General features: G+C 40.7%; 19 protein-coding genes. 9 read left to right on the plus strand and 10 right to left on the minus strand.

Going from position 1 to position 22,310, the window contains the following annotated elements; all coding sequences use genetic code 11:
• Positions 1-132 precede the first annotated feature (132 nt).
• The 3 genes from I6F49_RS11090 (at position 133) to arfA (ending at position 4,271) form a co-directional block, all read left to right on the plus strand.
• The gene (locus tag I6F49_RS11090; RefSeq protein ID WP_197180461.1) at positions 133-1,086 is read left to right on the plus strand and encodes a sensor histidine kinase; all 954 of its coding nucleotides are present in this window, start codon (positions 133-135) and stop codon (positions 1,084-1,086) included.
• Between the two features lie 251 nt (positions 1,087-1,337).
• Positions 1,338-3,866, plus strand: coding sequence for a TonB-dependent receptor plug domain-containing protein (locus I6F49_RS11095; RefSeq protein ID WP_197180463.1), 2,529 nt, complete (start codon positions 1,338-1,340; stop codon positions 3,864-3,866).
• 204 nt (positions 3,867-4,070) lie between these two features.
• Complete coding sequence (arfA, locus tag I6F49_RS11100; protein ID WP_197180465.1) at positions 4,071-4,271, plus strand: ribosome alternative rescue factor ArfA; 201 nt, start codon at positions 4,071-4,073, stop codon at positions 4,269-4,271.
• Between the two features lie 1,516 nt (positions 4,272-5,787).
• Here the strand turns inward: arfA and arfB are convergent.
• The gene (arfB, locus tag I6F49_RS11105) at positions 5,788-6,201 is read right to left on the minus strand and encodes an alternative ribosome rescue aminoacyl-tRNA hydrolase ArfB (RefSeq protein WP_197180467.1); all 414 of its coding nucleotides are present in this window, start codon (positions 6,199-6,201) and stop codon (positions 5,788-5,790) included.
• Between the two features lie 192 nt (positions 6,202-6,393).
• Between arfB and I6F49_RS11110 the strand changes: the two genes are divergently transcribed.
• A complete protein-coding gene (locus I6F49_RS11110; protein WP_197180469.1) occupies positions 6,394-6,966 on the plus strand; it encodes a short-chain dehydrogenase in 573 nt (190 codons plus the stop codon).
• A gap of 62 nt (positions 6,967-7,028) precedes the next feature.
• Here the strand turns inward: I6F49_RS11110 and I6F49_RS11115 are convergent, their stop codons facing one another.
• The 5 genes from I6F49_RS11115 to I6F49_RS11135 are packed head-to-tail and all read right to left on the minus strand — an operon-like array spanning position 7,029 to position 11,629.
• A complete protein-coding gene (locus I6F49_RS11115; protein WP_197180470.1) occupies positions 7,029-7,775 on the minus strand; it encodes an SDR family oxidoreductase in 747 nt (248 codons plus the stop codon).
• A gap of 12 nt (positions 7,776-7,787) precedes the next feature.
• Positions 7,788-8,492, minus strand: coding sequence for a histidine phosphatase family protein (locus I6F49_RS11120; protein ID WP_197180472.1), 705 nt, complete (start codon positions 8,490-8,492; stop codon positions 7,788-7,790).
• Positions 8,492-9,565: a phosphotransferase family protein gene (locus I6F49_RS11125; RefSeq protein WP_197180474.1), complete on the minus strand. Its 1,074-nt coding sequence runs from the start codon at positions 9,563-9,565 to the stop codon at positions 8,492-8,494. The genes I6F49_RS11120 and I6F49_RS11125 overlap by 1 nt, the downstream gene beginning before the upstream one ends.
• Positions 9,566-9,577: 12 nt before the next feature.
• Positions 9,578-10,399: an SDR family oxidoreductase gene (locus I6F49_RS11130; protein WP_166421807.1), complete on the minus strand. Its 822-nt coding sequence runs from the start codon at positions 10,397-10,399 to the stop codon at positions 9,578-9,580.
• A 9-nt stretch (positions 10,400-10,408) separates the two neighbouring features.
• Complete coding sequence (locus I6F49_RS11135) at positions 10,409-11,629, minus strand: acyl-CoA dehydrogenase family protein (protein WP_197180476.1); 1,221 nt, start codon at positions 11,627-11,629, stop codon at positions 10,409-10,411.
• A gap of 113 nt (positions 11,630-11,742) precedes the next feature.
• Here I6F49_RS11135 and I6F49_RS11140 point away from each other — a divergent pair, with 113 nt between their 5' ends.
• Positions 11,743-12,651 carry a LysR family transcriptional regulator gene (locus tag I6F49_RS11140; RefSeq protein ID WP_197180478.1) on the plus strand — a complete coding sequence of 303 codons (909 nt, stop codon included), beginning with the start codon at positions 11,743-11,745 and terminating at the stop codon, positions 12,649-12,651.
• Positions 12,652-12,801: 150 nt separating this feature from the next.
• Here I6F49_RS11140 and katG read toward each other — a convergent pair whose 3' ends face one another.
• Positions 12,802-14,982, minus strand: coding sequence for a catalase/peroxidase HPI (katG, locus tag I6F49_RS11145; protein WP_197180480.1), 2,181 nt, complete (start codon positions 14,980-14,982; stop codon positions 12,802-12,804).
• 796 nt (positions 14,983-15,778) lie between these two features.
• Here katG and I6F49_RS11150 point away from each other — a divergent pair.
• Positions 15,779-16,669 (plus strand): tetratricopeptide repeat protein, encoded by an 891-nt coding sequence (locus I6F49_RS11150; RefSeq protein ID WP_166421803.1) that lies wholly within the window; start codon positions 15,779-15,781, stop codon positions 16,667-16,669.
• Between the two features lie 159 nt (positions 16,670-16,828).
• Here I6F49_RS11150 and I6F49_RS11155 read toward each other — a convergent pair whose 3' ends face one another.
• The 3 genes from I6F49_RS11155 to I6F49_RS11165 all read right to left on the minus strand — a co-directional run bounded on the left by I6F49_RS11155 (position 16,829) and on the right by I6F49_RS11165 (position 19,059).
• Positions 16,829-17,017, minus strand: coding sequence for a hypothetical protein (locus I6F49_RS11155; RefSeq protein ID WP_197180482.1), 189 nt, complete (start codon positions 17,015-17,017; stop codon positions 16,829-16,831).
• Between the two features lie 105 nt (positions 17,018-17,122).
• A complete protein-coding gene (gene deoD, locus I6F49_RS11160) occupies positions 17,123-17,827 on the minus strand; it encodes a purine-nucleoside phosphorylase (RefSeq protein WP_002959109.1) in 705 nt (234 codons plus the stop codon).
• Positions 17,827-19,059, minus strand: coding sequence for a phosphopentomutase (locus I6F49_RS11165; protein WP_197180484.1), 1,233 nt, complete (start codon positions 19,057-19,059; stop codon positions 17,827-17,829). Before I6F49_RS11165 ends, deoD begins: the two co-directional genes overlap by 1 nt.
• Positions 19,060-19,251: 192 nt before the next feature.
• Here I6F49_RS11165 and udk point away from each other — a divergent pair, with 192 nt between their 5' ends.
• The 3 genes from udk to I6F49_RS11180 all read left to right on the plus strand — a co-directional run bounded on the left by udk (position 19,252) and on the right by I6F49_RS11180 (position 22,148).
• Positions 19,252-19,884 carry a uridine kinase gene (gene udk / locus I6F49_RS11170; RefSeq protein WP_166421341.1) on the plus strand — a complete coding sequence of 211 codons (633 nt, stop codon included), beginning with the start codon at positions 19,252-19,254 and terminating at the stop codon, positions 19,882-19,884.
• Positions 19,885-19,901: 17 nt separating this feature from the next.
• A complete protein-coding gene (locus I6F49_RS11175; protein WP_166421342.1) occupies positions 19,902-21,128 on the plus strand; it encodes a NupC/NupG family nucleoside CNT transporter in 1,227 nt (408 codons plus the stop codon).
• 309 nt (positions 21,129-21,437) lie between these two features.
• Complete coding sequence (locus I6F49_RS11180) at positions 21,438-22,148, plus strand: substrate-binding periplasmic protein (RefSeq protein ID WP_197180486.1); 711 nt, start codon at positions 21,438-21,440, stop codon at positions 22,146-22,148.
• Positions 22,149-22,310: the final 162 nt, after the last annotated feature.

Consider the following 22,310-nt stretch of genomic DNA (forward strand, 5'->3'; position numbering starts at 1 on the left):
ACCTTTTATATAGAGTAGGAGTCACCTAATGTGGTTATTATCTATAAGTAGATAAATGCTCACACTAAAGTTGCAAATTTGCATGTAGACGACTAAACGTTAAGTATAAAGTTATCTATATGGATGAAAGGAATGAATGGATCAGATGGTAATTTTGAACGTGCTTTTTTAAACGAACAAAAGCTGCGCTTGGCCGCAGAACAATTACTCAAAGATAAAAGCACCGTTTTAGTTGCCATAAATAATGAATTACAAAAAAAAGTAGCCGATTTAGAACACCAGCAAATGCTGTTTGTGCAAACCGAAAAAATGGCAACCTTAGGAACGCTTTGTGCAGGCGTAGCCCACGAAATAAATACCCCGCTTGCCTATGCAATGAGTAATATAGAAAGCTTACAAAATTCTACTCCTTTGCTCATCACGTTGCTAAAGCTTAACGAGCAATACTTAAACAACGAAATTAAAGAGAGCCGTTTTAAACACGAAATCGACATACTCAACTTACAGTATCCGTATGCGTGGCTTTATAACAACTTGCAGGGACAAGTTAACGACAGCGTTGAAGGACTCAAACGAATAAAACAAATTGTGCATGACTTATTAAATTTTGCCCACCCCTCCTCCTCGCAAGATAAACAACTAACCGATGTAACAACGGGTGCTAATAATGCTTTAAGATTATTAAGTAGCAAACTTAAACTATGCGAGATAAAAACGCGGTTTGAACCACTCCCCTTTATTTGGTGCAATTTATCGTCTATTAATCAGATTTTTGTAAACCTACTAATGAATGCATGGCAGGCGTGTGAGTATGATTTAGAAAAAGGCTGCATTATTGAAGTAAATATTTTTGAAATAGACACAAATATTTGCCTTGAGGTAAAAGACAATGGCTGCGGGATGAGTGAGGACACAATAACGCATATGTTCGACCCATTTTATACCACCAAAGAGGTGGGTAAAGGCACAGGAATGGGCATGACACTTGTATACGCTATGGTACATGAACATGGTGGAAAAATAGAAGTTAGCAGCATATTAGGAACAGGTACGACCATCCGCTGCCTATTACCTTTAAAAGTATAAATAAACTAATAAAACCTCAATGTAAATAAATTGTTACCATTCTATTTTTTGAAATTCAATCCTCTTGTAGTGCTTATTTTAATCTATTTGATGTGATCTTTCCTCATGTTGAAGTTTATTTGCATACTTAGACCAAATATTTAGTTTTTTTCATTTCTTTTTGTTTGCATATGTTGCTAGGATGTTTGCAACAGGTTATGAGCACCATAACCACACACATTATAAGAACACACAAAAACAGGGTCGTCACTATGCCAACATACCGTTTAAACACACTTGCTGTAGCCGTTGCTTTCGCGTTTAGCGCACCAAGCATTGTTAACGCAGAAGAAGCGCCAGTGCAAGCAGCTAAAAATATCGAACAAATCTCTGTATTAGGATCGCGTGTATCTAACCGCACCTCTACAGAGTCTTCTTCACCTATTGATTTAATTGACGCAGATGATTTAACCAAAGGTGGTTTTACAGAGCTTGGTCAAAGCTTACAAGCTACAGCGCCTTCGTTTAACTTTTCGCGTACACAAGTATCAGACGGTTCTGATTTATTTAGACCTGCAACACTTCGTGGCTTACAGCCAGATCAAACTCTTGTATTAGTAAATGGCAAACGTCGCCATAATCAATCAATTTTTGGCCTTAACGGTACAGTAGGCGCAGGCGCTGCGGGTACCGATATGAATGCCATTCCGCTAACGGCCCTTAAAGGTGTTGAAGTTTTACGTGATGGCGCTGCAGCGCAGTATGGCTCTGACGCGATTGCAGGCGTAATTAACTTATCTCTTAATAACTCAACAGGTATTACAACGGGTTTTGTACAATACGGCGGCACAAGTGAAGGTGACGGCGACACTATTTCAGCAGGTTTAAACCGTGGTTTTGAACTAGGTAACGAAGGCGGTTTTATTAACTTATCGCTTGAGTACCGTGATGCCGATGGCACTAACCGCGCCGAGCGCGATACCGGTGGCTCGCTTAATGTTGAACCAGGCACACTGAGTGAAGATGTACGCTGGGGCCAAGGTAATTCAGAAAGCGAATTTACATCGTTATTTTACAACATGGCATTACCAATGGGCGACGGCGAGCTTTACTCGTTTGGTGGTTACTCTGAGCGTACTGCGCTGGGTAACGGTTTTTACCGTAACTTTAACGAAGCCTCTAAAAACGTAACACAAGTGTACAGCGATGGTTTTTTACCGCGCATTTATAACGAAGCACAAGATATTTCAGTAGCGGTAGGTTTTAAAGGCGATATAAACACAGATTGGAATTACGATGTTTCGGCCGTTTATGGTGAAAACCAATACGACTTTACATCACGCAATACATTAAACGCTTCTTACGCGGCTGAGTATTTATTTAACAACCCAAGTGCAAGCGATGCTGACATTGCAGCAAATTCAGGCCCAAGTGGCGGCTATTCAGGTGGCTTTAGGTTTGATCAAACAACGGTGAACCTTGATGTAAACGGTATTGTAGATATTGGCCGAAGTGAGCCTTTATATGTAACGATAGGCGCTGAGTATCGTAAAGAAAACTACGAAATAGTGCCTGGCGATGAAGCATCATACGCGTGTGGATTAGCAAATATGGATACTTCGTACCCATCGGTTAACGATCCGGATCAATTTGCACAGTGTGGTTTTCAGGCTTATAACGGCCTGCGCCCTGAAGCGGCTAACGACAGCGACCGTAACAGCTACGCTGTTTATGTAGACGTAGAAACTATGATCACCGATGCATGGAACGTAAGTGGTGCACTACGCTATGAAGACTTCTCAGATGCGGGTGACGATTTAATTGGTAAATTAGCAACACGTTATGAATTTTCAGATGACTTTGCAGTACGAGGTGCAGTATCTACTGGTTTTAGAGCGCCATCGCTTCAACAAAGTGGCTATACAGCTTTCACAACTAACCTAGGCTCAGACGGCACATTAACGCAGTCATTTACAGCAAACACTGGTACCGCTTTTCCAAGTGCGTTAGGTGTAGATAGCTTAAAGCTTGAAACCTCAACAAACTACAGTGCAGGTTTTGTTTACGATGTAACAAGCGAGCTTTCGTTAACGGTTGATTTTTACCGCGTAGAAATTGAAGACCGCATTACACTTGGCAGCTTACTTACCGCCGACGACGTATCGTTTAGCTCAGAAGCCGTTGCAGCGCTACAAGCAACAGGAGCTGTACAAGCTAATTACTTCTCAAACTCGGTTGACTCAACTACGCAAGGCGTTGATATTATTGCATCGTACCGTACAGAAGTTGACGGCGGTAATTTAGGTGTAACCTTTGCCGGTAACCTAAACGACACTAAAATTGACGGCGTAAACGCAGAAGATGGTATTCCTGAAGCAGTTGCATTTGATGACCTACAACGTAGCTTTTTTACAGACGGACAACCTAGTGAGCGTGCAACGCTTACGTTTGACTTCGAGCGCGACGCGTATACATCAACACTTCGCTTTAACTACTTTGGCGAAACAGACGTAAAATACTTTGGTAACGACCATATAGAGCTTGCAACAGATGGCTCGTTTAAGCCAACGAGTACGGTTGAATCTGCTGTGTTAGTTGATTTAAACGTAAGCTACCAAATTAATGACATGTTTGCCCTTTCGGTAGGTGCCGATAACGTATTTGACGAAACACCAGACGAATTAGGTGATGACGAAGTACTTAATGCCATAACAAATGGCGCATTTAAATACCCTGTACGTGCATTACCATACGGCTTTGACGGGCGCACTTACTATGCAAAAGTAAGCTTTAGTTTTTAATTTATAAAGCAAACTAAAGTAATATTAAGCGCAGTTATTAACTGCGCTTTTTTTATGTTTTTTTATTATTAAAAAAGTACCTGTTGGGCATTAAAAATACTTGCGCGGTTGAAAATTAAGCCTACAATCGCCATCTCATAAATAGGCTAATATAAAGCCTCTTTATTATTTAACTTAAAATAACCATTAGTTTATAGGAAATATATGACTAAAAAATCTAAAGCAAAAACCGCAAACAACAGCGCGGTAGACACAGGACGAGGCGTGATAAACCACAATGCACTAGCAGCGTTGGTCACCTCTAAATTATTTAAACCACAAGTGGTTAAAGCTAAAAAAGGCAAAGGCTCGTTTAAACGCAGCAACAAACATTCAGGGCAAGAGTCCTATTTAATCGCGGCTTAAATAGCACCGATCAAATAGGGCTTTTGTAAGAACTGTTTACTTACTCAAGCAAGCAGCGTGTTTACAGGTTAAATTAAACCACAGCGTTAAGTTTAACCTGTAGGCGCAGAGCTTGCTCGCGCGAGAAGCGCAGCTTCTAATTACTTTGTATATAGGAGTAGGAGTTAACACATGTGTGGCTTAATAATTTTGTAAAAACTGCGTTTTTAAACGCCTGCAAGCAGCGCGTCTACAGGTTAAATTAAACCACAGCGTTAAGTTTTCGCAGTAGGCGCAGAGCTTGCTCGCGCGCGAAGCGCAGCTTCTAATTACTTAACCTAAAACCATCCTAAAAACTGCGTTTTTAAACGCCTGCAAGCAGCGCGTCTACAAGTTAAATTAAACCACAGCGTTAAGTTTGTCACGTAGGCGCAGAGCTTGCTCGCGCGCGAAGCGCAGCTTCTAATTGCTTTGTATATAGGAGTAGGAGTTAACGCATGTGTGGCTTAATAATTTTGTAAAAGCGTTGCTTTTAAACGCCTGCAAGCAGAGCGTTTACAAGTTAAATTAAACCATAGCGTTAAGTTTAACCTGTAGGCGCAGAGCTTGCTCGCGCGAGAAGCGCAGCTTCTAATTACTTAACCTAAAACCATCCTAAAAACTGCGTTTTTAAACGCCTGCAAGCAGCGCGTCTACAAGTTAAATTAAACCACAGCGTTAAGTTTGTCACGTAGGCGCAGAGCTTGCTCGCGCGCGAAGCGCAGCTTCTAATTGCTTTGTATATAGGAGTAGGAGTTAACGCATGTGTGGCTTAATAATTTTGTAAAAGCGTTGCTTTTAAACGCCTGCAAGCAGAGCGTTTACAAGTTAAATTAAACCATAGCGTTAAGTTTAACCTGTAGGCGCAGAGCTTGCTCGCGCGAGAAGCGCAGCTTCTAATTACTTAACCTAAAACCATCCTAAAAACTGCGTTTTTAAACGCCTGCAAGCAGCGCGTCTACAAGTTAAATTAAACCACAGCGTTAAGTTTGTCACGTAGGCGCAGAGCTTGCTCGCGCGAGAAGCGCAGCTTCTAATTACTTAACCTAAAACCATCCTAAAAACTGCGTTTTTAAACGCCTGCAAGCAGCGCGTCTACAAGTTAAATTAAACCACAGCGTTAAGTTTGTCACGTAGGCGCAGAGCTTGCTCGCGCGAGAAGCGCAGCTTCTAATTACTTTGTATATAGGAGTAGGAGTTAACGCATGTGTGGCTTAATAATTTTGTAAAAGCGTTGCTTTTAAACGCCTGCAAGCAGAGCGTTTACAAGTTAAATTAAACCACAGCGTTAAGTTTTCGCTGTAGGCGCAGAGCTTGCTCGCGCGAGAAGCGAAGCTTCTAATTGCTTTGTATATAGGAGTAGGAGTTAACGCATGTGTGGCTTAATAATTTTGTAAAAGCGTTGCTTTTAAACGCCTGCAAGCAGCGCGTCTACAGGTTAAATAAACCACAGCGTAAAATTTAGTTTTTAAACGCCTGCAAGCAGCGCGTCTACCAGCTAAACTTTCACACTTCCACGCAATGCTTTGTTTTGGCCATGTTTGGTTTTTTTATCCATACGTTTGCGCTGTGAATTACGGCTAGGCTTGGTGGCGCGGCGCGCTTTATTGACAACCGTGGCACTAAGAATTAAATCTTTTAAACGTTTAAGGGCGTCTTCGCGGTTTAGCTCTTGCGTGCGATGGCTTTGGGCTTTAATTATTAAAACGCCCTCTTTGGTGATTCTTGAATCATTTAAGGCTAGCAAACGCTCTTTATAAAAATCAGGTAATTTAGAGCGGTTAATATCAAAGCGTAAATGAATAGCACTGGCTACTTTGTTAACATTTTGACCACCGGCACCTTGCGAACGAATAGCCGTAAGCTCTAGTTCCCATTCATCGATAGTGACAGTATTTGAAATTGTTAACATTGTGTTCAGCTCTATTTGTCAAAAATGTATTATATCATCTGTACATTGACTTGTGGTGAATCAACTAAAATCTTAGAACTTAAGTAAATTCTCATAACTTGTACTATAAAATCCGCTAATACTCCGTTTTGTGTTGGCAAGCGCCGTTAATTAGTTTTTAATTAGCGCAACTTTAATACTAGGAAATGCCCAATGAAAAAAATACTTTTATCACTTAGCTTATTAGCAATGAGTTTCTCAAGCCTCGCAGAAGATATTAACGAAGGCCAACTTCAAAGCTACATGAAAGCACTGCCTGCTGTAACTAGCTGGGCAAGCAGCCAAGAGTCGTTAAAAGACTTAGACCTAGCAAGTATGCTAGGTGGCTCTGCTGATCAAAGTGTTGGTGAGCAAAGCTCGCTAGCTAATAGCGCATTAAGCATGATTAAAGAGCAAGACCTGTACAAAAGCTTCGCGGATGTTACAAACAGTTATGGTTTTACACCAGAGCAACTAATAACTGTAGGTTCTGAAGTATCAATGGCTTATATCGAAAATCTTAAATCGGGCCTTTCTGCTGATAACCAAGAAACTGCAACTAAAGTAATGGGCGGCCTGCAAAGCCTTAAAAGTGCTAAAGATAAAGGCGCTAGCTCATTAATGGGTTCGTTTGGTAAATCGTCAAGCGCAGCTGCGGAGTCTACGGATTCTTTAGTAAGCGAAAGCAACCTTGAACTTGTGAGCGAATACATGCCACAACTACAAAAGCTTTTTGCACTTCTATAAGTTTTAGTATTTTATAAAAAAGGTGGCTGTTGCCACCTTTTTTAATGCCTAAAATTTAAAAATTACGACATTTTACGAATTGTACTTAACGGCGCTATACGTAAAATCCAATGTAAAAAAGACCACGGCCACGTTGGTACAAAGCTATTGGCTTTTTCTTTATTGATGGCTTTTACTAATGCTTTACAGCCTATTTCGGTATCGACAATAAAAGGGACTGTTTTTACTTTTTCGTTTATTTCACTTCTAATAAAACCAGGATGTACACAGCTTACTTTTATTGGTGTATTCATTACATCGATACGTATGCCTTCGCTTAATGAGGTAATAGCTGCTTTAGTGGCAGCATAAACAGTCATCGCTCGTCTAAAACCACGCACAGCACTAATTGACGAAATAGTGACTAAATGGCCATAATTTTGCGCTCTAAAAATTTCCATTGCGGCTTCGGCCTGTGCAAGTGCCGCTATAAAATTAGTTTCGGCGGTTTGCTTGTTGGCATTAAAATAGCCGGTACCAATAGAGGCACCTTTACCCATGCCCGCATTTATAATAACTCGGTCAAGGCCGTTAAGCTCTTCGTTAAACGCTTTAAACACACTAAACACTTGCTCGTGGTTGTTAACGTCGAGTACTTTTATGCTAATAGTTATATTAGGATTTACTTGCTCAAGTTCTGCCTTTAGTTGTTCTAATAATTCAAAGCGGCGAGCGCATAAAGCAAGGTTGCAACCTTGTTTAGCAAACTCTTTTGCCATTCCTTTGCCTAAGCCTGAACTTGCACCTGTTATAAGTATATTTTTGCGCATTGTATTTGCTCCTTAGGTATAGGTAATTAGTTTTTGTTGTGGATATTGCTCTAAAAAGTGATGTTCGTTTAAGGTGCTTATGCTCAGCTTACGATTTTCACCTTTGCCGCGCGCGACCACTTTAGTAACACCTGCATTTACTAGGCTCCAATTAATATCAATAAAACGATCAAGCTTTAGCCCCATTAAATGGCTGGTAATAATGCTAATAGGTCCGCCTGAAGTATAAACAATCACTTTTTTGCCATCATGCTGTTTGGCTATTGTTTCAAGCCCGCCGAGTACACGGGCACTAAAGGCATTAAAGCTTTCGTTATAGAGAGTGCTGTCGGGATTAAGCACCCATTGCTCTATGGCGCTAATAAATACGTTTTTAAAATACTCCATTGGGTCGGCTTGCTTGCTAAGTACCGCACGTAGTTGGCTTGGAGTTGCAAGGTTTGGGTTATAAACCGCTAAAATATGCTCGTGGTCGTACTCATTTAAGCGCGCATCATTTACTACAATAGGTGCATCGTTAAGGGCAGCTAAACTCAGCTCAGCAGTTTGATTATGGCGTAGCATTGTGCCTGCAATAATGGCATCGGGCGTTAGCTGTTTTTGCGCTAAATATTCGCCAAGTAAGCTCGCTTGCTGTTGCCCTTTTACCGATAGCTTGTCGTAATCATCAGCCGAAAAGCTGGCCTGCCCGTGGCGTACTAAATATAAAATGCACATTAGGCTTTTCCTTGATTTTTAATCGCTTTATTACAACGCCATAAAAGGTAATGTACAAATACCCAAAAGTTTTTAAATGCGGGGTTTTTAGTTTGTCCGTGGTGATAACGATAATAAATTTGCTGCACTATGCCGGCGAGTCTAAATAAGCCATACACTTCGTAAAAGGTAAAATCGTCTACCGTTATATCCATTTTTTTACAGTAATAAGCGACAACTTCTTTACGGGTAAGCATGCCTTTTAAATGAGTTGGTTGGCGCCGTGTAGCTTGTGCTAAAAAGTCATCTCCGGGTTCTACCCAGTAAGCTAGTGTATTGCCTAAATCCATTAATGGGTCGCCAAGCGTTGCAAGCTCCCAATCTAAAATGCCCAGTACTTTTGTGTAGTCGTTGGCATCAAGCACGACGTTATCAAACCTAAAATCGTTATGAGTGATGCAAATTCGCTCATGGCTTGGCATGTTGTTTTCAAGCCATTTAATGACCTTTTTACCACTGGGTACATTCCATGTTTTAGCTTTTGTAAAACGCTCGCTCCACCCACTAATTTGGCGCTGCGTGTAACCCTCGCCTTTACCTAAGTGACTTAAATTAGCGTGTTTGTAATCTACTTTATGTAGCTCAACTAGGCAGTCGAGTACATTTTCGCAAAGCTGCTTTGTGCGCTCGGGCGTTACAGTTAAGTCGCGCGGTAAGTTTTTACGCGGAATAATGCCCGTGAGTTTTTCCATAACGTAAAAATCGGTGCCGAGTATGCTTTCATCGTCGCAAAATGCTTCCATGCGAGGCACATAACTGTAAACCGGTTTTAGCGCATGTTGTAGTTTGTATTCGCGGCCCATATCGTGAGCACCTTTGGCTTTAGTGCCTTTTGGCGCGCGGCGTAAAATAAGCGATTGCTCTGGATAGTCTAGGCAATAAGTCCAGTTTGACGCGCCACCTGCATATTGGGTAACACTTGGCTCGCCAGTTAAATGTGTAATGTGCTGTTTAAGCCAGGCATCTACTTTTTGTGTGTCGAGCTCTTCGCCTTGGCGCACGCTTTTGGCTTGATCTAATAATTGTGTGTTCATCGTTTGCCTTTATTATTTTGATTTTAAACGTTGCATAGAGCGTGTTTTTTTCAGCATACTTTTAATGTACCACTCAACGGGAAGAAGCTTTTTCATTAAAAAGGCTTGTTTACCTAATTTATGGGTCAAAATTAAAAACGGGCGCTTAAGCGATTGCTTATAAATAATATCAGCAACTTGCTCTGCGGTAATTGGCGAGCGCTCAAACGCGCGGTTTAGCATTGTTTGCATAGCTGGTTCGCTGGTACGCATTGATTCATCAAGGTTAGTTTTAAAAAAGCTGGGGCACACTACACTTACATCTATATTGTCGTAGGCAAGTTCGAGCTTTAAGGTTTCACTAAAACTGACAACAGCTGCTTTTACCGCATTGTAGCTACTCATAAAGGGAATAGGAGTAAGCCCTGCTTGTGAGGCAATATTAATAAAGTAGCCTTTGCCTTGCTGTTTAAATACCGGATAAAACGTTTTGCACACCCGCACCATTGAGAGCAAATTAATATCCATAATCCACTGCCATTGCTCAAGTGACTCCCCTTCAAGCGAGCCGCCAGTAGCAACGCCTGCATTGTTTACAACTATATCAACCCCTTGCCACTTGGTTTGAATGATATCGCAAAGGCTTTCTATATCAGTTTGTTTAGTTATATCGCAGGCATAAAAAAAGGCATCAGCTTTTAATGCTTGCAGCTCGGCAATTGTGACGGCTGCGCGCTCGGCGTTTATATCGGCAATGCAAATTTGTAAATTGGCACCTAGGTTATTGGCGTAACTAAGTGCTAATGCTTTGCCAAGCCCTGTGGCTCCACCTGTTATTATTAGTCTTGTTTTCATGTGGTGGCCTTAGCGGTATTTGTTAAGTTCGAGGCGCGAAACCATGCCCATATGTACTTCGTCGGGGCCATCGGCAAGGCGTAAAATGCGTCCCATTGCATTAAACGATGCAATAGGAAAGTCGCTCGACACTCCTGCACCGCCAAATACTTGCATTGCCATATCTGACACCATTTGCAGCATATTGGGCACCACTACTTTTATACTCGATATTTCGGTCATTGCGTGTTTAACGCCTTGAGTATCTATTTTCCATGCCGCATGTAGGGTTAATAATCGCGCTTGATCTATCGCCATTCGCGCTTGCGCTACGCGCTCTAAATTGCCCCCTAATTTAAGTAGTGGTTTACCAAAGGCGCTGCGCGATAGTCCGCGCTTAATCATAAGTTCTAAGCAACGCTCTGCAGCACCAATTGCGCGCATGCAATGATGAATACGTCCTGGTCCTAAACGCCCTTGAGCAATGGCAAAGCCCTTACCTAAACCTAAAATAAGATTTTGCTTTGGCACGCGTACATTATTAAACTCCATTTCACCGTGACCGTACGGCGCATCAAAATCGCCACAAGCACTTAGCATGCGTTTAATATTTACTCCTGGTGTATTTAATGGCACTAACACCATTGAATGCTGACTATGTTTATCGTTTTCAGGGTTAGAAAGCCCCATAAAAATAGCCACTTGCGAATTAGGATGACCAAGGCCTGTGGTCCACCACTTTTTACCGTTTAAAATAAGCTCGTCGCCATCAACATCTATGGTAGCTTGCATATTGGTTGCATCTGAGGAGGCAACGTCGGGTTCGGTCATGGCAAATACAGAGCGTATTTCGCCATTTAATAATGGGGTTAGCCACTGTTGTTTTTGCTCATCGTTTGCAAAGTGATAAAGCACTTCCATGTTACCTGTGTCGGGGGCGTTGCAATTAAAAATCTCTGAGGCAAATAAACACTTCCCCATTTGCTCAGCAATAGGTGCGTATTCTAAACAGCTTAAACCTTGTGCTAAATGTTGGTCGGGTAAAAATAAGTTCCACAGGCCTGCTGCTTTTGCTTTGGCTTTTAATGGCTCAATGTGTTCACTTAGCTGCCATGTAGTCCAATCGCTTGAGTTATTTTTAGCATGGTTATGCTCAACAACGGCTTGCTCAATAGGCAATACGTGTTCATCCATAAAGGCTGTTACGCGCTTTAGATAGTCTTGGCTTTTTTGGCTTGGTTCAAAGTTCATGAGGTAACCTGTTTATTTTTATTTAACCCAGCATAAAACATTCGCCTCAATGAATTAAATGAAATATATTACCAATCAAGTGTGAATATAATTCATAGTATAAGCGGGTAATAATGATAGAAGCTAAACACATTCAGCAACTCGATTTAAATTTACTTAAAATTTTTGAGTGTTTGTACTTTGAAAAAAACATGAGCGAAACAGCCAAAGTGCTGTACATAACGCCTTCTGCAGTAAGCCATGCCATTAAACGCCTGCGCAGTGTATTGAACGATCCATTGTTTGAGCGCCAAGGGCCGTTAATGCTACCCACTCCTGCATGCCAGCGCATGGCACCTGCGCTAATAGATTTACTTGAAAAGTTACGACAAGTATTGCAAGCCTGTGGCGACTTTGACTTAACCACTACCGCACAAACGTTTAAAATAGCGCTGCACGATGCTATTGAGCCAATAGTGCTGCCTAAATTGCAGTTAATATTGGCAAAACATGCCCCAAAGGCAAACCTTGCGAGCGTTAAGTTAAACCGCGACGATATGCACAAGCAACTGGCTAATCATCAAATTGATATGGCGATAGATGTAGCACGGCCAATAAAAGCGCCCATTAGCCATGCTGTGCTTTCGAGTGATCACTTTTGTGTATTAATGAAAAAAGATCACCCGCTTAAAAACCAATTAAATATTGATAATTACTTAAGCGCCAAACATGTAGCGGTATCTAACAGAGCAACGGGGACAGTAATTGAAGATATTGCATTGCTGCAATTGAGCTTAAACCGAGAAGTGGCGATACGCTGCCAAACCTATTTTGCAGCTAAAGAGGTTATAAAAAACTCGCCATTTTTACTTACTCTACCTTCAATGATAGCAAGTCAGTTACTTGATGAAACATTAATAGCTCGCCCTGTACCTACCACTATGCCTGCTATTTACCAGCATTTATATTGGCACCAAAACACCGATAAAGACGATGCCTTAATATGGTTACGCAGCCAAGTAGAGGGTATATTTAAGCGTTAGGCAAAGGTTTTTTTTTGTAGTTAAGTAATTAGAAGCTGCGCTTCTCGCGCGAGCAAGCTCAACGCTTGCCTCAAATAATTTATAACTGATATTAAATTTATAAAAAAGGGGGAGTAATTAATACTCCCCCTTTTATTATGACCGTGTAGATTATTTAAGATCGAATCTATCGGCGTTCATTACTTTTACCCATGCATTTACAAAGTCATGTACAAAACGTTCTTTATTGTCGTCTTGTGCATAAAACTCAGCCAATGCGCGTAATATAGAATTTGAACCAAATACTAAATCAACGCGTGTTGCAGTCCATTTTGTAGTGCCACTTTGGCGGTCTACTATATTGTACAAGCCTTTTTGAGTTGGCTCCCAACGGTTTGACATGTCAGTTAAGTTTACAAAAAAGTCGTTGGTTAATGAGCCTACATTATTAGTAAATACGCCATGCTCGCTACCTGCACAGTTAGTGCCTAGTACGCGCATGCCACCAATAAGTACCGACATTTCTGGTGCACTTAATCCCATTAGTTGGCTGCGCTCTAGTAATAACTCCTCAGCTGATACTGCGTAATCTTTTTTCAGCCAATTTCTAAAACCATCGTGAATGGGTTCTAATACATCAAACGACTCTGCATCAGTCATTTCGTCTGTTGCATCTCCACGTCCTGATGAAAACGGCACGTTTACATCAACACCGGCTTGTTTTGCAGCTTGCTCAACAGCAGCTGTACCACCTAAAACAATTAAGTCGGCGATGCTAACTGGTTTACTTAAGCCTGCTTGCACTTTTTCAAGCGCGCTAAGCACTGACGCTAAGCGCTCTGGCTCATTACCTTGCCAATCTTTTTGCGGTGCTAAACGAATGCGTGCACCATTTGCGCCGCCACGTTTATCAGAACCACGATAAGTACGTGCGCTATCCCAAGCTGTATTTATTAAATCAGCGGCACTAACACCACAATTTAATAAGGTAGTTTTTAAATTACTAATTTCGTCGTCTGTTAATGTGTAATCAACGGCTGGAATTGGATCTTGCCAAATTAGCTCTTCGCTTGGTACGTCGGCACCTAAGTAACATGATTTAGGGCCTAAGTCGCGGTGAGTCAGTTTAAACCATGCACGCGCAAATACATCTGAAAAGTATTCAAAGTCGTTATTAAAACGCTCAATGATTTTACGGTACGTTGGGTCCACTTTCATCGCCATATCGGCATCAGTCATCATTGGGTTTAAACGAATTGATGAATCTTCTACATCAACAGGTTTATCTTCCTCTTTAATATTAATAGGCTCCCACTGATGAGCGCCTGCTGGGCTTTTAGTGAGTTCCCATTCGTAGGTTAATAAAAGCTTACAGTATTCGTTGTCCCATTGTGTTGGGTGCGTAGTCCATGCGCCTTCTACGCCTGATGTAACTGTATCGCGGCCAATACCACGTGTTGTAGTGTTATTCCAGCCAAGGCCTTGCTCGTGTACGTCAGCTGCTTCTGGCTCTGGGCCTAAGTTTTCTGCTTTGCCATTACCATGTGCTTTACCTACTGTGTGCCCGCCTACCGTTAATGCAGCGGTTTCTTCGTCATCCATTGCCATACGTGCGAAAGTTTCGCGAATTTGGGCCGCTGTTTTAAGTGGATCGGGTATACCGTTAACACCTTCTGGATTTACATAAATCAAGCCCATTTGTACTGCGGCTAATGGGTTTTCCATGGTGTCTGGTTTATCCACGCTACTGTAACGTTCGTCACTTGGCGCTAACCATTCTTTTTCGGCTCCCCAGTAAACGTCTTTTTCAGGATGCCAAATATCTTCTCGGCCGCCGGCAAAACCAAAGGTTTTTAAGCCCATTGATTCGTATGCCATGGTGCCTGCTAAAATAATTAAGTCGGCCCATGAAAGCTTGTTACCGTATTTTTTCTTTATTGGCCAAAGTAAGCGGCGAGCTTTGTCGAGGTTGCCATTATCAGGCCATGAGTTAAGTGGTGCAAAACGTTGATTACCTGTACCACCGCCTCCTCGGCCATCTGCTAAACGGTAAGAGCCCGCTGAATGCCATGCTAAACGAATCATTAAACCGCCGTAGTGTCCCCAATCGGCTGGCCACCAATCCTGGCTGTCGGTCATGAGATTTTTAACGTCTGTTTTTAACGCTTCAAGGTCGATTGATTTGAATGCTTCGGCATAATTGAAGTCGCTGCTATATGGGTTTGATTTAGTGTCGTGCTGATGAAGGATGTCTAAGTTAAGTGAGTTTGGCCACCAATCTGTATTACTTTTTGAAGTAACAGTATTACTGCCATGCATTACAGGGCACTGGCCGGCTTTTGGGTTGCTCATTCTGGAATCCTTATAATAGAAAAGTAAAATACTTTATCAATCAATATTGTTGCTTATGTATTTATAACTTTTTAAAAAGTAACGGTTATTTTTATTTAATCAGCTTGCTTACGATTTAGTATGCCTGCCTAAATACTTACGTATCCTTAATATAGGCGCATAAATTATGCTACGCCAGCCTCAACGTACTATTTAAAACGATTGCTTCGATTTATATTTTTAATTGGTCTTTATCTAATTATGTATTTAAAGATAGGTTTACAGTCACGTTTTAAATAATAGTAAAACTAAATTTGATGACGCTCGTATAAAGTATTGCGTAGGCTAAAAATGTAAAATAAAAAAGTTAACCTTAATCTTTTTACTAGACCTGTGATCGAATTGAAAAATTTCGGCGTAATGGTATGTGAAGGGTTTGAAAGTGGCTTTAATTTATTTAAAGCGCACATTGGAATACCCCCCTTCACCATGAAATTGTAGTTATATAGTTATAATGATAAAGGTGCATTACTTAAGCCCAATGCACCTTTACTTTATAAACGAATACCCTGAGTATTATTATATTTTTAACTGATTGAATTGAGTTAAGTATTTGTTCAGAAAGATTCAGTTAGTATGAAGTTGTTCTCCTGTGAATCCCTACGACATATTGTTGTTTTAAGCAGTTTTAGCCAGCTCATTTTGAGCTGGTTTTTTTTTGCCTCTTTTTTGCTTAAACTAACTTTTGTGTAAACCTAGTGCCATTAAGCCCTGCATGTTAAAGTTATTACAGTAATTAATTTAATTAGGCGTACCAATGCGTTATTACCTATCTACACTTTTTGTTTGTTTAACTTTTTTTTCGGGCATAGTAAATTCTGCTGAACAAAAACCTGCAGCTCCTACACCGCAACAAGAACAACAAGCCCTTGGACAACTTAAAGAGTCTATGTATAAACCGCTGATGGAGCGCTACATACTCGACGAGCTAAAAGCGGTAAGACAAGATCAACAAAAACTCCGTGAGGATGTAACTAAGCAGGTTACTCATGCGCAACTTGATACCGCCGATCGTGCATTAACGTACACAACAGACACTATCAACAATGTATTTTTTATAATTACCGCTACAGCATCTATTTTGGTTTTAGTGGGTTGGAATTCGCTACGCGATGTTAAAAATAAAGTAGAAGATATTGTAAATACGCGTGTAAGTGTAATAACTGACGAGTATGAAGACCGATTAAAAATTCTTGAAGAAAAACTACGCGTACGCTCTGAAGAAATACTCAGTAACCAAGAACGTATCTCGGTTACCAACGAGGTTCATTCGTTATGGATGCGTGCCAATTTAGAAAGTGATTTTGCTAATAAAATTGAAATATTTGATGAAATCTTAAAACGTAAACCAGAAGATGTTGAAGCCATTGCTTATAAAGCCGATGCGTTACTAGAAATAAACGAAACAGCACAAGCCATTGAGCTGTGTAATCAAGCCATTGATATAGACAGTGATTATGGTTATGCCTATTGGCAACGAGCATGTGCTTATGCGCTAACACATAAGCATGCTGATGCATTAGCCGATATTAAAATGGCTCTTGATTATTCGCCTAACTTACGTAACGAGCTATTACATGAGAGCGCATTTGCAAGCCTACATGACAACGACAGCTTTAATACAATAGTGGCTGGTGAAGTAGTTTAAGTATTAGAGTTTAGCCTGCCTGAGCAGGCCACAAATGTAATAAAAAAGGGCTTAAGCCCTTTTTTTGTTTTTAAAGGTTAAGTTTGTTGGGTTATTAAGTAATTAGAAGCTGCGCTTCGCGCGCGAGCAAGCTCTGCGCCTACAACACAGCGAATCACGTCAAAATGCGATTATAATATTCACCTGTAGACGCGCTGCTTGCAGGCGTTTAAAAACGTAGTTTTTAGGATGGGTGATTAAGTAATTAGAAGCTACGCTTCTCGCGCGAGCATGCTTAGCGCCTACAACACAGCGGATCACGTCAAAATGCGATGCAATATTGTATGGTGGCTCATTTTCTTCAGCCATAAAAAAAGCCGCATAAAATGCGGCTTTGGAGGTTTAGTCTCACTTCACTTTGGGCGTGTCTCCAAAACTTAGTGAATACGTTACCAAGGAACTGTTATGTATTATTTAAGCTATTGACTCTAATGCAATTTTAACCATTTCGTTAAATGTGCTTTGACGCTCATCAGCTGGTGTTGCTTCGCCAGTGATTACGTGGTCACTTACTGTAAATAATGCCATTGCGTTTGCGCCGTATTCAGCTGCAACGCCATATAAACCAGCTGTTTCCATATCTACTGCTAGCATGCCTAACTTGTCTAAGTCTTTATAGAACGAGTCATCTGCTTGATAGAATGTGTCTGTCGTAAATACGTTACCTACTTTTGCTTTAATGCCTAGCTCTTTAGCAGCGTTTACGCCGTTTAAAAGTAGGTCAAAGTTAGCAATAGCAGCAAAATCGTAGCCACGTACGCGTGCACGGTTTACGTTTGAATCTGTGCTTGCACCTTGTGCAAAAATTACGTCACGAATTTTGATATCTGTGCCAATACCGCCACACGTACCAATACGTATAATATTTTTAACGCCAAAGCTTACAATTAGCTCACGTGCATAAATAGACATTGATGGAATGCCCATGCCTGAACCCATAATGCTTACTGGCTTGCCTTTGTACGTACCAGTAAAACCGTACATGTTACGAACGCCTGTAACTTGTACTGCATCATCTAAAAAGTTTTCAGCAATATATTGCGCACGTAGCGGATCGCCTGGCATTAATACTGTTTCGGCGAAATCACCAACGTTTGCACTGATATGCGGAGTACTCATTAATTGTTTTCCTTTTTAGTTGGCGTTGTTAGCTTATTTAAAAAGCTATCGCCGTAATCAAGCGCAGATAAGTTAAACCACTGAGCCAGTGTTTGACCTATATCTGCAAAGCTGTTGCGTTCACCTAATGGTGTGTTACTCATACCCGGTTGGTATGCAATAACGGGTACATATTCACGGGTGTGCTCAGAACCTGGAAAGGTCGGGTCACAGCCGTGATCTGCAGTGATCATTAATACATCATCTGCGTTTAACTGGTTTAGTATAGTTGGTAAATAATCATCAAATTCTTTTAATGCTTTTGCGTATCCTACTGGGTTACGGCGATGACCAAATTTTTCATCAAAATCAACTAGGTTAGTAAAGATTAAGCTGCGATCTGGCGCACTTTTCATTACTTCGCTGGTTTTTTCTAGCAAGTTCATTAACCCAGGCGCTTTGTGCTTTTGAGTTATGCCCTGATGCGCGTAAATATCTGATATTTTACCAATACTAATTACTTCGCCGCCGTCTTTTGCTAGAACATCTAACAATGTTGGTGCTGGCGGAAGTACTGAATAGTCACGACGATTACCCGTTCGAGCATAGTCTTGACTATTTGAACCCAAAAATGGCCGCGCAATCACTCGTCCTATATTCATTTCATCAAGTAGCGCCCGTGCGATTTCGCAAACTTGATAAAGCTTCTCTAGGCCGAATGACTCTTCATGCGCGGCTATTTGAAACACGCTATCAGCTGAGGTGTAACAGATTGGTTTACCTGTTTTTACGTGCTCTTCACCTAGCTGTTCTAAAATAGTTGTTCCTGATGCATGGCAATTGCCCAAAATACCAGGAATACCTGTACGAGCAATAAACTCGTCTATAAATTCTTGTGGGAAACTTGGCTGTGTTTTTGGGAAATATCCCCAATCAAATAACACTGGTACGCCTGCCATTTCCCAATGACCTGATGGCGTGTCTTTTCCGCTAGATATTTCTTTAGCGTAACCCCATGCACCTTGAGGCGCTTGGCGGTCTGAAATTAAACACGGTTCTCCACCGGCAGCTTCACATGCGTCCACTAACCCAAGTTTTGATAGGTTTGGAAGCGACAATGCTGAGCCTGTTTCGTCGTAATATGCTTTTAGTAAGTGAGCGAATGTATTAGCTCCAAGATCGCCGAATTTATCTGCATCTGGTGCTGCACCGATTCCTAGGCTATCTGCCATTAAGATAATTGCTCTTGCCATTTTGACCTCACTTTGATTCTAGGCGGTTACTTTATCTGCTGATCGAATTTTTCGTACAGGACAAAAGTCCTGTTTCATAAAACCTAAACATTATAAATTTGCACTCTTGAGCGAAGCAAAAGAGATTAATCGTGTCTTTTTTGCTATTGTGATCTACCAACAATATATCTTTCTGTGTGGATGAGAACTTTAGTGACACGAACTACTATTATAGCCATTGCGGGCGCATCAGCGTCGGGAAAATCTCTTTTTAGCCAAACAATTTACAATGAGCTGGTTAACGAGCTTGAACCAGGCGCTATCGCCATTATTGAAGAAGATGCTTATTACAAGGATCAGTCGCATTTGCCGATGGCTCATCGTACGCAAACAAACTACGATCATCCCGATGCATTTGAACACGCGTTAATGCTTGAGCATTTAACGCAAATTCGTTGTGGTAACTCAGTAGAAGTACCAACGTATGATTATGCTCAGCATACACGCAGCGAAAAAACTCGCCGTGTGCCTGCTGCTAAAATACTGATTGTTGAAGGTATTTTACTATTGAGTGATAAAGCGCTTAATAAAGAATTTGATATTAAGGTGTTTATAGACACACCTTTAGATATTTGCTTAATGCGCCGTATGCAACGTGATATGGAACAAAGAGGCAGAACGTTACAATCTGTTGTTGAGCAATATCAGGCAACTGTTAGACCGATGTTTTATCAATTTATTGAGCCTTCGAAACATAACGCCGATTTGGTTGTGACTCGAGGCGGTATGAACCGCGTTGCGATTGATATAATAAAAAGTAAGATAAAATATTTACTACAAGAATAATAACGGGAAACATTTGTATGACAACATTTATGAGCTTAGTGGGCATGTGTGTGCTGCTAAGCATTGCCTTTGCTGCGTCAACTAATCGCAAGGCAATTAATTTAAGAACCGTTGGTATAGCATTTGCGATGCAAATTGTTATTGGTGGTTTTGTACTGTTTTTCGAAGCAGGTAAAAATGTGTTAACTAGCATGTCATCAGCCGTTTCATCGGTTATTGGTTATGCAAACGACGGTATTGGATTTTTATTCGGTCCACTTGCCTCACAAGATACATTAGGTTTTATTTTTGCGATTCAAGTTTTGCCGGTTATCGTGTTTTTCTCAGCACTTGTTGCTGTGTTATATCACCTTGGCATTATGGATTGGATAATTAGGATTTTAGGCGGCGGTTTACAAAAATTATTGAAAACCTCTCGTACAGAATCGCTTTCAGCAACAGCAAATATTTTTGTTGGACAAACTGAAGCACCGTTAATAGTTAAGCCCTTTATAGCAACAATGACAAAATCGGAATTGTTTGCAGTAATGGTAGGTGGCTTAGCAACTGTAGCGGGCTCTGTAATGGCCGGTTACGTAATTATTGGCGTAGATCTTAAGTATCTTATTGCGGCAAGTTTTATGGCCGCTCCGGGTGGTTTTTTAATGGCCAAGATGATTGTGCCAGAAACTGAAACGCCTAAAGATAACTTAGCTGATTTAGATTTAGATGACGACGATAAGCCTGTTAATGTAATTGATGCAGCTGCATCAGGTGCCGCAAACGGCATGCATTTAGCACTTAATGTAGGTGCAATGTTACTTGCTTTTGTAGCGCTAATTGCATTATTAAACGGTTTATTAGGTGGTATTGGCGGGTGGTTTGATTACCCAACATTAACGCTACAAGAAATATTAGGTTATGTATTTGCTCCAGTTGCATGGTTACTAGGTGTGCCATGGGATGAAGCGATTATAGCCGGCAGCTTTATTGGTCAAAAGATAGTAGTAAACGAGTTTGTTGCTTACTTAGACTTTATAAATTATCGCGATACGTTAAGTGCGCACACGCAAGCAATTGTTACTTTTGCTTTATGTGGGTTTGCTAACTTATCATCGATAGCCATTTTACTAGGTGGGTTAGGCGGTATGGCGCCTAGCAGGCGGAAGGATATCGCACGCTTAGGGCTCAGAGCAGTGTTAGCAGGATCTATGGCTAACCTTATGAGCGCAGCAATTGCTGGGTTTTTCCTCTCGCTAGCTTAGAAACTTATTGAGATGAACACCGGTGTTGCAAAACAAGAGGATAGCGCTTTAAGGGGTTAAAGCTCTATCTGACTTGAACGATACTTCACCAAGGGCCGCAAGGCCCTTTTATCGTTTTAGGGCTTTAATTTTTTAGCCTCAACTACTTCAAACCTCAAGCCACTTATCTATCTAACATCCTTTATAGTTATACATAACTCAAATAAACCAATACTTTAATTAGTACTTTTTGCGTCTCACCTTTTGTGTTTTTTATATTTTAAGCCACACCTGATATTACTCGTATTAATTGAATGATGACTCTCGAACGTGAAATACCTTCTTTATCTTTTATGCTTAATAAGCTCTGTATTTATTCATGCTAAAGAGAGCTTATTAGTAGTTACTGAATTAGCACCACCGAACCAAGTATTAATTAATGGAGAAGTTGCAGGCGTAGGTACTGAGTTTATTAGAGATATATTTAAAGAAGCAGAGCTTACGCCTAATATTCAAATGTACCCGTGGGCACGCGCTTATAAGATTGCGAGTGAACTCAAAAACACCTTTATATACAGCCTTGCTCGCACTGTAGAGCGAGAAAATAAATTTCATTGGATTGCACCAGTTGGTAAGTTTCATTTAGGCTTTATTAGCCTCGCAGGGCGCTGCGACATAATTATTAATAATACCGAACAAGCAAAAAACTACAAAATAGCAATGCAACGAAACGACTTTTCTACTCAAACACTTTCAAAGCTTGGTTTTGAAGTTGTATTAACTAGTGATATTCAAAAGTCATATGATCTATTACTTGCTAAAAAAGTAGACTTAATTGTAGACGACCCTCTTTATATGCAACAAATGAGTGACTACTTAAAGCTTGAAAAAGGGTACTTAAACTTTATTTATAAAATAGACGAGCTAACTGTTGATGCCTATTTAGCCGCTAATAAAGAAACGAACTCTGATTTAATTGAGAAATTACAAGCTGCTTTTTTAAAAGTAAAAGAGGATAAAGGTCTACCTTATGGAAAATAAGTTAGTGTGGATAACGATATTTTTAGACGTTAAAATTATCTTTGGTAGTGTTTAGAAATCTGTGTCATTTCAGTATTATTAAGAAAACAGGAGTGACACATGACTCAATCTTTCGATTTCAACAAAGCATTAGCTGAACTTCAAGCTGGTAAAGGTCTTACT

This window comes from Pseudoalteromonas sp. SWN166 (assembly GCF_015864485.1).
Taxonomy (GTDB): domain Bacteria; phylum Pseudomonadota; class Gammaproteobacteria; order Enterobacterales; family Alteromonadaceae; genus Pseudoalteromonas.